The sequence below is a fragment of the Streptomyces sp. NPDC102406 genome (genome assembly GCF_044765725.1).
Lineage (GTDB): Bacteria > Actinomycetota > Actinomycetes > Streptomycetales > Streptomycetaceae > Streptomyces.
The window spans coordinates 219,652-230,792 of sequence record NZ_JBIWKP010000008.1; the positions used below are offsets into that span (position 1 = coordinate 219,652).

11 protein-coding genes are annotated in these 11,141 nt (G+C 71.2%); 5 read left to right on the forward strand and 6 right to left on the reverse strand.

Translation table 11 applies throughout. The features are described from left to right. Positions 1-79 precede the first annotated feature (79 nt). On the forward strand, positions 80-1,264 hold the full coding sequence (locus ACIRF8_RS28465) for a 4-hydroxybenzoate 3-monooxygenase (protein ID WP_404219190.1): 1,185 nt from the start codon (positions 80-82) through the stop codon (positions 1,262-1,264). 156 nt (positions 1,265-1,420) lie between these two features. Next, entirely contained in the window at positions 1,421-2,317 is an 897-nt protein-coding gene (locus tag ACIRF8_RS28470) for a Bax inhibitor-1/YccA family protein (RefSeq protein WP_404219192.1), read from the forward strand. A 93-nt stretch (positions 2,318-2,410) separates the two neighbouring features. Here ACIRF8_RS28470 and ACIRF8_RS28475 read toward each other — a convergent pair whose 3' ends face one another. Then, positions 2,411-2,641, reverse strand: a complete 231-nt coding sequence (locus ACIRF8_RS28475; RefSeq protein ID WP_404219194.1) for a DUF4287 domain-containing protein — start codon at positions 2,639-2,641, stop codon at positions 2,411-2,413. An 87-nt stretch (positions 2,642-2,728) separates the two neighbouring features. Between ACIRF8_RS28475 and ACIRF8_RS28480 the strand changes: the two genes are divergently transcribed. Further along, positions 2,729-3,040 carry a hypothetical protein gene (locus tag ACIRF8_RS28480; RefSeq protein ID WP_404219196.1) on the forward strand — a complete coding sequence of 104 codons (312 nt, stop codon included), beginning with the start codon at positions 2,729-2,731 and terminating at the stop codon, positions 3,038-3,040. Between the two features lie 39 nt (positions 3,041-3,079). On the opposite strand, the gene ACIRF8_RS28485 is transcribed toward ACIRF8_RS28480, so the two are convergent. The 3 genes from ACIRF8_RS28485 to ACIRF8_RS28495 all read right to left on the reverse strand — a co-directional run bounded on the left by ACIRF8_RS28485 (position 3,080) and on the right by ACIRF8_RS28495 (position 6,572). Then, positions 3,080-3,904 carry a hypothetical protein gene (locus ACIRF8_RS28485; RefSeq protein ID WP_404219374.1) on the reverse strand — a complete coding sequence of 275 codons (825 nt, stop codon included), beginning with the start codon at positions 3,902-3,904 and terminating at the stop codon, positions 3,080-3,082. 262 nt (positions 3,905-4,166) lie between these two features. Then, complete coding sequence (locus tag ACIRF8_RS28490) at positions 4,167-5,387, reverse strand: acetyl-CoA C-acetyltransferase (RefSeq protein WP_404219198.1); 1,221 nt, start codon at positions 5,385-5,387, stop codon at positions 4,167-4,169. 153 nt (positions 5,388-5,540) lie between these two features. Then, entirely contained in the window at positions 5,541-6,572 is a 1,032-nt protein-coding gene (locus ACIRF8_RS28495; protein WP_404219200.1) for an SGNH/GDSL hydrolase family protein, read from the reverse strand. 139 nt (positions 6,573-6,711) lie between these two features. Here ACIRF8_RS28495 and ACIRF8_RS28500 point away from each other — a divergent pair, with 139 nt between their 5' ends. After that, on the forward strand, positions 6,712-8,103 hold the full coding sequence (locus ACIRF8_RS28500; RefSeq protein ID WP_404219202.1) for a cystathionine beta-synthase: 1,392 nt from the start codon (positions 6,712-6,714) through the stop codon (positions 8,101-8,103). Between the two features lie 278 nt (positions 8,104-8,381). Here ACIRF8_RS28500 and ACIRF8_RS28505 read toward each other — a convergent pair whose 3' ends face one another. Further along, positions 8,382-9,242 carry a MurR/RpiR family transcriptional regulator gene (locus tag ACIRF8_RS28505; RefSeq protein ID WP_404219204.1) on the reverse strand — a complete coding sequence of 287 codons (861 nt, stop codon included), beginning with the start codon at positions 9,240-9,242 and terminating at the stop codon, positions 8,382-8,384. A 167-nt stretch (positions 9,243-9,409) separates the two neighbouring features. Here ACIRF8_RS28505 and ACIRF8_RS28510 point away from each other — a divergent pair, with 167 nt between their 5' ends. Further along, positions 9,410-9,538, forward strand: coding sequence for a hypothetical protein (locus tag ACIRF8_RS28510; RefSeq protein WP_404219206.1), 129 nt, complete (start codon positions 9,410-9,412; stop codon positions 9,536-9,538). A 1-nt stretch (position 9,539) separates the two neighbouring features. Here ACIRF8_RS28510 and ACIRF8_RS28515 read toward each other — a convergent pair whose 3' ends face one another. Continuing rightward, the gene (locus ACIRF8_RS28515) at positions 9,540-11,006 is read right to left on the reverse strand and encodes an aromatic amino acid ammonia-lyase (protein ID WP_404219208.1); all 1,467 of its coding nucleotides are present in this window, start codon (positions 11,004-11,006) and stop codon (positions 9,540-9,542) included. Positions 11,007-11,141 lie beyond the last annotated feature (135 nt).

Genomic DNA, 11,141 nt, shown 5'->3' on the forward strand with positions numbered 1-11,141 from the left:
CGGCGGGGGCGGAGGATCCGCACGAGCCTGAATGAACGAAAGTTCGCCAGGCGAACGCAATGACGCGAGAGGGATCCGTATGCGCACCACCGTCGGGATCATCGGAGCGGGCCCGGCCGGACTGCTCCTGGCCAGGCTGCTGCACAACGCCGGGATCGAGTCGGTCGTCCTGGAGAGCCGCGACCGGGACTACGTCGAGCGGCGCCAGCGCGCCGGAATCCTGGAACAGGGCACCGTCGACGTCCTGCGCGCCGCGGGCGCCGGCGCGCGCATGGACCGCGAGGGCCTGCCGCACGACGGGATCGAGCTCCGCTTCGACCGGCGCCGCCACCGCGTCGACTTCCCCGCCCTGACCGGCGGCCGGTCGGTGATGGTCTACGCGCAGACCGAGGTCTGCAAGGACCTCATCGCGGCCCAGCTCGCCGACGGCGGCCCGCTCCTGTTCGAGGCGGAGGCGCTGGCCGTCGAGGCCGTCGAAGGCACAGAGGGCGAGAGCCCGCGCGTCCGCTACCGCCACGAGGGCCGCGAATCCGTCCTGGAGTGCGACTACGTCGTGGGTTGCGACGGATTCTGGGGCGTCGCCCGCACCGCGATACCGCAGGCGCTCTCCCGGACGTACGAGCGCACGTACCCGTTCGGCTGGCTGGGCATCCTCGCCGACGTCGCCCCCTCCCACGACGAGCTGGTCTACGCCCGCAGCGACCGCGGTTTCGCCCTGCTCTCCATGCGCTCACCCACGGTCACGCGCGCGTACCTGCAAGTCCCCGCGGGCACGAACGCCGACGACTGGGCCGACGACGAGATCTGGGACGAGCTCGACCGCCGCCTGGAGGTCGACGACCCGCACTGGCGCCTCGCGCGCGGCCCGATCACGGCCAAGTCCGTCACCCCCATGCGCAGCCACGTCCAGGAGCCGATGCGGCACGGCCGCCTCTTCCTCGCCGGGGACGCGGCGCACATCGTCCCGCCGACCGGCGCCAAGGGCCTCAATCTCGCCGTCGGCGACGTCGTCACCTTCGCCCGCGCCCTCACCGCCCATCTGGAGAAGGGCGACTCCGCGCTCCTCGACGCCTACTCCGAGACCTGTCTGCGGCGCGTCTGGCAGGCCGAGAGCTTCTCCTACGCCATGACGGCCATGCTGCACAGCGCGCCCGACGCGAGCGCCTTCGACGACCGGATCCAGCGGGCCCGGCTCGACCGCCTCACCACGTCGAGGGCCGCGGAGACCGACCTCGCCGAGGCCTACACCGGATTTCCCCTCTGAACAGCGCCGCGAGGCCGCGTCCGGGGGAACACAGGGAGTACGCCGGACGTTGCCGGTAACAGGATGGGAAAGATCCTCCCTGAGCACTAGGGCCGGATCTTTGCCAGACCATTACTCTTGTGGCAAGGCCATACACGGTGGCCATGGAGGAGTGAGATGAGGAGCAGCAACCCGGTCTTCTCGCGACGGGGGTTCAGCCGCGACAACGGCTACGCGCAGTTCAACGCGCAGCAGCCGCAGGCCGGGGGCCCCGCGGTCGGGACACAGACCCACCCGTACGGCCAGGCGCCCGCCGGCAACCCGTACGCGCAGAACCCCTACGCCCAGCAGGACCTGCAGTACGGCGCTCCGCAGGCGCCCGCCACCACCGGCCGCATGACGATGGACGACGTCATCATGCGCACGGCCACCACGCTCGGCACGCTGATCGTCACCGCCGCCCTCGCCTGGGCGCTGCTGCCGGTCGACGAGGCCAACCTCTCCAGGTCGTACGGCATCGCGATCGGCGCCGGCCTCGTGGCGATGGTGCTCGGCTTCGTGCAGGCCTTCAAGCGCAAGGCGTCCCCGCCGCTGATCCTCGCGTACGCCGCCCTGGAGGGTGTCTTCCTCGGTGTCGTCTCCAGCGTCGTCGACAACTACATCGCGAGCGGCGCGGCCATGCAGGCCGTGCTCGGCACGATGGCCGTCTTCGCGGCCGTCCTCGTCGCGTACAAGGCCGGCTGGATCCGCGTCAACCGCCGCTTCTACGGCTTCGTCATGGCCGCCGCGATGGCCTTCGTCCTGCTGATGGCCGTGAACCTGCTGTTCGCCGTCTTCGGCGGCGGTGACGGCCTCGGCTTCCGCAGCGGCGGCCTCGGCATCCTCTTCGGCGTCATCGGCATCCTGCTCGGTGCCTGCTTCCTGGCCCTGGACTTCAAGCAGGTCGAGGACGGCATCGCGTACGGCGCCCCCAAGGACGAGGCGTGGCTCGCCGCGTTCGGCCTGACCATGACGCTGGTCTGGATCTACATGGAGTTCCTGCGCCTCATCGCGATCCTCCAGGGCAACGACTAGCGGACCCCGGTCCCGGCAGTCAGGGGCCCGCGCACCTTCGGGTGCGCGGGCCCCTTGCCGTATGTGTGTGGGGGTGGAGGTCAGGGAGGGGAGCTAGCCGAACCGTCGTGCGGCGCGCCTCAGGTCGTACTCGTGGACGATCGCCTTCGCATGGCCGTAGGCGAGATCGTGCTCACCGCGGAGCCAGCTCACCTTCTCCTCGAAGCGAAGGAAACAAGGGCCTTCTTCGACGGTGCGCAACCAGTCGGAGATCTCACGACCGGTGCAGTGGGGAATACGAGCCAGCAGATTGCGGTGGGTCTCCGCGTAGAACACTTGGGACATCGGCGCCTCCGGAACGCTTCGATGTGGCCTGTCCTTCACGCCACCGTGCCTGAGCGCCGCCCCCTTGTAAACAGCTACAGTCGCCGAGTGCTTGATACGACGCCATTGACCGCCGCGGTGGACCTGTTCGCGGATCGGCTGCGGGCCGCCCCGCAGAGTCGGCTCCAGCGGGGTGCCGCCGCGGAGGCCCTGGGCCTGGCCAGAGAACTGTCGGCGCGGGCCCAGCGGTTGGAGGACCCGGGGGCGCAGGTGCGCCAGATGCCGGACGCCGGGATGTTCGCCGCCGCCGACCAGATCACGGTCGCCGCGCGGGACCTGGCGGTCGCCCTGCGGGAGGCGGACGAACTGGCACAGGCCGTCGAGCTGGTCGAGACGGCCATGAAGCGCGCCGGCGTCTGAACCGGCCGGAGCGGGTCCGGCCGGGCCCGCCGCCCCGGGTCAGGCGGAGGCTATGACCCGGTCGGCCAGGATGTACACGGTGGCGCCCGCGCACTCGAAGGTCAGGGCGTAGGCGCCCGAGACACCGGAGCCGCCGAGCAGGACCGGGGTGTCACCGTCGCGCAGCGCCGCGGCGAGCTGTTCCGCCGTCTCGCGGTGGCCCGGGGTCATGCACAGCGTCGTACCGTCGGCGAAGACGTAGACGTCGAGCGTGCCGAGCGGGCCCGGACGGACGTCGGAGAGCGCCGTGCGGGTGTGCGCCAGCTCCTCAAGACACGCCACCGTGCGCTCGTGGTCGCTGCCGACCGGCGACTGGACCGGGACGAAGTCCGGGTGCGAGGGGTGCCGGCGCCGGGCCGCGGCCAGCTCGGGCGACTCGCTGGGGGCGCCGCCCTGGAGGGACTCCTTGGGGGAGAACTCGTCCTCGGGTTCGAGCGCCGACTCGACAAGGGGTTCGAGACCCGCGAAATCGGCCTGCCGCGGCAGGAAGAACTCCTCGCTCAGCGCACTGCCACCGGCCAGGAACGGCGGCAGGTCCGAGGTGTCACGCGCCTCCTGCGCCGCCCAGAACGCCCGCGCCTCCGCCAGCTCGCGCTCCCGCTCCTCGGCGAGCGCGTCGGCCACGGCGACCCGGATGGCGTCGGTGTCGGCCAGGGCGGAGGTGGTGCGGGGCGTGGGCACGCCGGGGCGCGCGCCGGCGGCGCGGTCACGTGCCACTTCCTCGCGCAGGTCCGCGAGCTGCCGTCGCAGACCCCGGACGTTGTGCAGGGTGGTGGCGCCGACGGCTGTGGCAGCGGCCGTGGCGAGCAGCAATGCAAGAGGGATGGCGCTCACTGACGTACTCCCGGTTTCAAGTCGACCCCCGACTTCCTACATCAGCTTGAAGCCTGGACGAACCGGCTGTCAGTGCATTACGTCACGAATTGGACAGGTCTTTTGGCCATGCGTTTAGCCCCTATAGGGGCCGGGTACCGGCTGACCTGCGAAAAGGCTTCTCCCCCGAGACGCACGTCACATCCTGGGGGAGATTGGATCACGATTGCATAGCCAGACGCAGGTCAGCCGCTCTCCGAAAGGTCCCCCGGGCTCAGCTCAGCCGCTCTACGACCATCGCCATGCCCTGACCGCCACCGACACACATGGTCTCCAGACCGAACTGCTTGTCGTGGAACTGGAGGCTGTTGATCAGCGTGCCCGTGATGCGGGCGCCCGTCATGCCGAAGGGGTGGCCGACCGCGATGGCGCCGCCGTTGACGTTCAGCTTGTCCTCGTCGATCCCGAGGTCGCGGGCGGACGGGATGACCTGCGCCGCGAACGCCTCGTTGATCTCGAACAGGTCGATGTCGCCGACGCTCAGACCGGCCCGCTTCAGCGCCTGCTTGCTCGCCTCCACCGGACCCAGACCCATGATCTCGGGGGACAGGCCGGAGACGCCGGTCGAGACCACGCGGGCGAGCGGGGTCAGGCCGAGCTCGCGGGCCTTGGTGTCCGACATGATCACGAGCGCGGCGGCGCCGTCGTTCAGCGGGCAGCAGTTGCCCGCCGTGACCATGCCGTCGGGACGGAAGACCGGCTTGAGGCCCGCGACACCCTCCATGGTGACGCCCGCGCGCGGACCGTCGTCCTTGCTCACGACCGTCCCGTCGGGGGTCGTCACCGGGGTGATCTCCCGCTCCCAGAAGCCGTTCTTGAGGGCTTCCTCGGCGCGGTTCTGCGAACGGACACCGAAGGCGTCCATGTCCTCGCGGGTGACACCCTTCAGGCGCGCCAGGTTCTCGGCGGTCTGGCCCATCGCGATGTACGCGTCCGGGACCAGGCCGTCCTCGCGCGGGTCGTGCCAGGACGTGCCCTCCTGCTGCGCCACGGCCGCCGTGCGGGCCTCGGCCTCGGCGAAGAACGGGTTGCGCGTGTCGGGCAGGGAGTCGGAGTTCCCCTTCGAGAAGCGCGACACCATCTCGACACCCGCCGAGATGAAGACGTCGCCCTCGCCCGCTTTGATGGCGTGCAGCGCCATCCGCGTCGTCTGGAGCGACGACGAGCAGTAACGGGTGACCGTACAACCGGGAAGGTGGTCCATGCCCATCTGCACGGCCACGATGCGACCCAGGTTGTTGCCCTGCTCGCCGCCGGGCAGACCGCAGCCGAGCATCAGGTCGTCGATGTCGCGCGGGTCGAGCTCGGGGACCTTCGCGAGGGCGGTCTGGATGATCGTCGCGGTCAGGTCGTCGGCGCGCAGATCCTTCAGAGAGCCCTTGAAAGCGCGGCCGATGGGGGAGCGGGCGGCTGAGACGATTACGGCTTCGGGCATCACGGCTCCATGGGTGTCTGGCGAAATGCAGGACCGCTTGGGAAGTTACCCGTACGTATCCCCTAGGTCACCGGTGTGGCCGTGTGACCCCTGCCGCATTTTTCTAAGCGCTTGCTCAGGGGGTGGTCCAGGGGGTGGGCGGACCCGGACCGCTCAGACGTCCGACGAACTGAACCTCGCCGGACTCGGATCCTGCACCGGCGTACGCCGCCGCCGACGCCGCTTCAACAACGCCCACGGTCCCCGCGGCCCCGTCGGCATCGCCGCCGTCACCTCCGTACCGCCCTCCTCCACGGCCTTCGCCGCCGCACGCGCCACCGGCAGGAAACCCTCCGCACGCGACACGTCAGGACGCTCCTCGTCCGGCCACAGCCCCAGCGCCGCGCACAACGTCGGCAGCACCGCCATCGCCGCCGTCTGATACCCCTCCGCCGACGGGTGGTAGTTGTCGGGGCCGAACAACTCACGCGGATTCGCCGAGAACTCAGGACCCAGCAGATCCCCCAGCGACACCGTCCGCCCGCCCTGCTCCACCGTGCCGATGGTCTGCGCCGCCGCCAACTGCCGCGACGCACGCCGCGCCAGCCAGCGCAACGGCTGCTGCACCGGCTCCACCGAACCCAGATCAGGACACGTACCCACCACCACCTCGGCACCCGCCGTACGCAGCCGCCGCACCGCCGCCGACAGATGACGTACCGACTTCGTGGCCGGAATACGGTGCGTGACGTCATTCGCCCCAATCATGATCACGCACACGTCCGGCCGCCAGTCCGGATCCGCGAGAACCAGCGCCACCTGCCGGTCCAGATCGTCCGACATGGCCCCCGGCAACGCCACATTGCGCAACTGCACCGCCCGCTCCGCCACCGCCGCGAGCCCCGACGCCAACAGCGCCCCCGGCGTCTGCCGCGCCCGGTGCACACCCTGCCCCGCCGCCGTCGAGTCACCCAGCATCGCGAACCGCACCGGCTCCGTGCCCGCATCCCCGTACGCCCTGCCGTACAGCCCGTCGGCCGAGGGCAGATGGATCGGCGCGGCCCCGTGATTGCCCACCTGGCGCCGCGCGAACTGCACCTCGGCCAGCACCACACCCACCGCGGCCGCGCCGAGCAGCCCGATCCCGCCGCCGCCGTACGCCGCACCCGCGGCGATCCGCCGTGCCACCCTTGCCCTGCTCGACATGTTCCGCGGCCACCTCTTCTCTTTTACGGCCCATGAAGTGCTTGCCCCGTAATCACCGTCGGCCAATCGCAACGGCAGATGAAGAGCCGATGTGCGGCATACCCTTGCCGCAACCCTCAGTAGGAGACCCGGAGACAACGTGCAGATCCACGACTCGATGATCAGCCTCGTCGGCAACACCCCGCTCGTGAGGCTCAACAAGGTGACCGAAGGGCTGCGGGCGACCGTCCTGGCCAAGGTCGAGTACTTCAATCCCGGCGGTTCCGTGAAGGACCGCATCGCCCTGCGCATGATCGAGGCGGCCGAGCAGAGCGGGGAGCTCGCGCCCGGCGGCACGATCGTGGAGCCCACCAGCGGCAACACCGGTGTCGGCCTCGCCATCGTCGCGCAGCAGAAGGGGTACAAGTGCATTTTCGTGTGCCCCGACAAGGTCTCCACCGACAAGATCAACGTGCTGCGGGCGTACGGCGCCGAGGTCGTCGTCTGCCCGACCGCCGTCGACCCGGAGCACCCGGACTCGTACTACAACGTCTCGGACCGGCTGGTCCGTGAGACGCCGGGCGCCTGGAAGCCCGACCAGTACAGCAACCCGAACAACCCGCTCTCCCACTACCACTCGACCGGCCCCGAGCTGTGGGAGCAGACGGAGGGGCGCATCACGCACTTCGTCGCCGGCGTCGGGACGGGCGGCACGATCTCCGGCACCGGCCGCTACCTGAAGGAGGCCAGCGACGGCCGCGTCAAGGTCGTCGGCGCCGACCCGGAGGGCTCGGTCTACTCGGGCGGCTCCGGGCGCCCGTACCTCGTTGAGGGCGTCGGCGAGGACTTCTGGCCGACCGCCTACGACCGCAAGGTCGCCGACGAGATCGTCGCGGTCTCCGACAAGGACTCCTTCCAGATGACCCGCCGCCTCGCCAAGGAGGAGGGCCTCCTGGTCGGCGGCTCCTGCGGCATGGCGGTCGTCGCGGCGCTGCGCGTCGCGGAGCGGCTCGGCCCGGACGACGTCGTGGTGGTGCTGCTGCCGGACAGCGGGCGCGGGTACCTCTCGAAGATCTTCAACGACGAGTGGCTGTCGTCGTACGGGTTCCTGGAGGACTCCGGGCCCAGCGCGCGCGTCGCCGACGTCCTCAAGGACAAGGACGGCGGCTCGCTGCCCGAACTCGTCCACATGCACCCCGAGGAGACCGTCGGCGAGGCCATCGAGGTGCTGCGTGAGTACGGTGTCTCGCAGATGCCCGTCGTCAAGCGCGGAGCGGGCCACCCCGATGTGATGGCCGCGGAGGTCGTCGGCTCCGTCGTGGAGCGCGAGCTGCTCGACGCGCTCTTCGCCCAGCGTGCCTCCCTGGGCGACCCCCTGGAGAAGCACATGTCCGCGCCGCTGCCGCAGGTCGGCTCCGGCGAGCCGGTGGCGGACCTGATGGCCGTGCTCGGCTCGGCGGACGCCGCGATCGTGCTGGTCGAGGGCAGGCCCAGGGGCGTGGTGAGCCGTCAGGACCTGCTGGCCTTTTTGGCGAAGAGCTCGGGTAAGTAGGTTCGCGAAAACGGTACGAGCGCGTCACGTGCGCGCAGCACCCGCTTAACACGGGTCCGGCACATTGGTGGATGTCGGAAGGGGCGGGAGCGGCTCCCCGCCTCGGACGACGAGAAGCGGCGTCGAGGAATCTCCGGAGCGGCTCCCGGATCTCCATGGACGCCCTGGGCGTGACACCTGGTCCTGACTCGGTGTCGTGCCCCTCGCGGGGACCGCCGTCGTCCCGCCCCCCGTAACAGGGGGTGCGGCGGTCCCCGCGCAATTCTCGTTGCGCCGCCCTACTCCACGAAGAGGCCGCGCTCCGCCGCCCGTACGTCGAATGCGTCGAGGCGGGCCTGGGCCTGGGGCAGGCCGTCGCACATCGCTTCCAGCAGGACCCGGCCGAGCAGCATCGGCGCGCAGGCCGTGTCGAAGGCGAGGCCGGTGCCGACGGCGGCGGGCAGCAGCAGGTCGGAGTGTTTGGCCACCGGCGCGAAGGCCGAGTCGGCCACCGAGACCACGGTGAGCCCGGCCGATCTGGCGTAGGCGAGGGCGTCGACGACCTCGCGGGGGTGGCGGGGCAGGGCGAAGCAGAGCAGGGTCGTGGCGCCGGCGCGGACGGCCGTGTCGATCCGGTCGGCGAGCATCGTGCCGCCCTCGTCGAGGAGGCGGACGTCGGGGTGGACCTTCGCCGCGAAGTAGGAGAACCCGTAGGCCTGGGAGGCCGCCGCGCGCAGTCCGAGGACCAGGAGCGGCTGCGAGGCGGCGAGGAGGCGGCCCGCGCGCTCGACGGGTTCGGGGTCGGCGAGGAGATCGGCGAGGTGGCGCAGGTTGGCGATCTCCGCTTCGACAGCCTGCTGGTACTCGTTGGCCTCGGTGGTGGTGGCGGGCTCGGTGGGGGCCACTTCGCGCAGGTGTCTGCGGAGGGCCGGGTAGCCGTCGAAGCCGAGGGCGACGGCGAACCGGGTCACGGAGGGCTGGCTGACCCCGGCGAGTTCGGCGAGTTCCACGGAGGACAGGAACGGCACGTCGGCGGCGCGCCGGACCATGCAGTGGGCGATGCGTCGCTGGGTGGGTGTGAGGCGGTGGCCCTCGAAGAGGTGCTGGAGGCGGGCGGCCGGGCCCTGACCGTGCCCGCCGCTGTCCGTGCGGTCGTTCATGTCTCCCCGTTCTCCCCGACGGTCCATTCAGGGGGGCATTGATGTGCATGAGCTTATTCAGCCGGGCGGAGGGGCGCCAGGGGTTCCGGGGATCGCGCGGTGCCGGCCTGGTGGCTCAGTGACGGATCGCGGAGCCGGCCCGGCAGACCTTCTTCTCGCGGACGCGGGTGACGCACGCGGTGCGGATCCGGATGCGGCTCGACCGGGAGAGGCACGAGGCGCGCGCCCTGGAGGAGCAGTGGGAGTTCGAACGGGCGGTCTTGACCTGGCGCGGGGTCGTCGGCGGCAAGCTCTGAGTCACTCCGCGAAGTGGGTCAGCAGGTGTGCGGCCCGCTCCACGTCCCCCGTGAGCGGTCGGTCCGTGAGGTCTGGCTCCAGGGTCGCGTCGGCCAGTTCGAAGGCGCGGCCCACCGGCAGGGTCGGGTCGGGGCGGTGGTCGCGCAGGCGGAGGGCGCGGACCGCGGCGACGAGTTCGCAGCCCACGATCTGGCGGTAGGCGGCGCAAAGCCGCAGGGTCTGGCGGGCGGCGAGGGAGGCGAAGCTCGCTTGTTCCTCGACGCCGCGGGAGAGGACGGCGTGGCCGAGCGAGGCGGGGGCGGCGAAGGCGCGCAGGTCGCCGAGGGCGGCTCCGGCGGCGTACTCCAGGATCATCACGCCGGAGGCGCCGGGTGCGCCGTCGGCGAGGAAGGGGCGCAGGCGTGTGTAGGCGGGTTCGTTGAGGGTGGAGAGGCGGGAGGTGGAGAGGCGGGCGACCTGGGTGAGGGAGAGCCGGAAGTGGTCGAGGGCGAGGGCGAGTTGGGCGAGGTAGAAGCCGCCGTGGTGGTAGGCGGTCATGTCCTCGGGGGAGATCAGCGGGTTCTCGGCGGCGGCGTTGATCTCGATGGTGAGGACGGCTTCGAGGGCGTCCGCCGCGTCGTGGGCGGGGCCGTGGATCTGGGGCAGGCAGCGGAAGCCGTAGGGGTCCTGGATGCGGCCGAGCGGTGGGGTGGGGCGGTCGGGGGCGCCGAGGAGGGTGCGCATCCGGGCGGCGACGTCGTAGGAGCCCTTGTGGTGGCGGGCCTCGTGGACGGGGAGCGCGTAGGCCTCGTAGGAGCCGTCGACGGCCAGGAGGCTGAGGGCGGCGACGAGTTGGGTGGCGGTGAGGAGTGCGCGCAGTTCGTGCAGGGCGAGGGCGGACTGGCCGAGGGTGAGGGCGTTGCTGGAGATCAGGGCGAGCGCGTCGTTGTTGTCGAGCGGCTGGGCGGCGGGCGGGGTGCCCTTGCCGCGCCAGGGGTGTTCGCCCGCGAGGGCCAGGCCCATCTGGGCGAGGGCGGCGATGTCGCCGGTGCCGACCGAGCCGTGTTCGTTGACGGCGGGGTGGGCGCCGTTCTCCAGCGCTTCGCACAGGGCGGTCACGACGGTGGGTCGCAGGCCCGCGCCGCCCGCGAGGAGTTGGTTGGCGCGGACGGCGAGCATGGCGCGGACCTCGCGCTCGGGGAGTTCGGCGCCGATCGCGCCGGCGTGGCTGCGCAGCAGGCGCAGGCCGTGGTCGGCGGCGGCCTCGGTGGGCACGTCCTCGCTGCGGTTGGCGCCGACGCCGGTGGAGCGGCCGTAGACGCGGCCCCATGCGGCGATCTCGCGGGCCGCGTTCCAGGATTCCTCGACGCGTTTCATGGCGTCGGTGCCGGGGACGGGACGGGCGCCCGCGTCGGCGAGGCGGACCACGTCGTCGACGGGGAGGCCGTGGCCGTCGAGCACGACGACCGGGGGAGCCGTATCGGGCATCACGCGCTGTTCCTCCTCGAACGGGTGTCAATCGCCCTGACCAGGGCAGGTGCGTCTCACATTCCGGGCAGCCCGAGGGGATTCACCGGTGATTCACGCGGGACCATTGACAAGTTATTCACGCACCGAGAACTC

Bases quoted from the DNA above. Each gene is read 5' to 3' on its own strand.
- ACIRF8_RS28465 (WP_404219190.1), top strand. From the start codon at position 80: ATGCGCACCACCGTCGGGATCATCGGAGCGGGCCCGGCCGGACTGCTC.
- ACIRF8_RS28470 (WP_404219192.1), top strand. From the start codon at position 1,421: ATGAGGAGCAGCAACCCGGTCTTCTCGCGACGGGGGTTCAGCCGCGAC.
- ACIRF8_RS28475 (WP_404219194.1), bottom strand. From the start codon at position 2,641: ATGTCCCAAGTGTTCTACGCGGAGACCCACCGCAATCTGCTGGCTCGT.
- ACIRF8_RS28490 (WP_404219198.1), bottom strand. From the start codon at position 5,387: ATGCCCGAAGCCGTAATCGTCTCAGCCGCCCGCTCCCCCATCGGCCGC.
- ACIRF8_RS28495 (WP_404219200.1), bottom strand. From the start codon at position 6,572: ATGTCGAGCAGGGCAAGGGTGGCACGGCGGATCGCCGCGGGTGCGGCG.
- ACIRF8_RS28505 (WP_404219204.1), bottom strand. From the start codon at position 9,242: ATGAACGACCGCACGGACAGCGGCGGGCACGGTCAGGGCCCGGCCGCC.
- ACIRF8_RS28515 (WP_404219208.1), bottom strand. From the start codon at position 11,006: ATGCCCGATACGGCTCCCCCGGTCGTCGTGCTCGACGGCCACGGCCTC.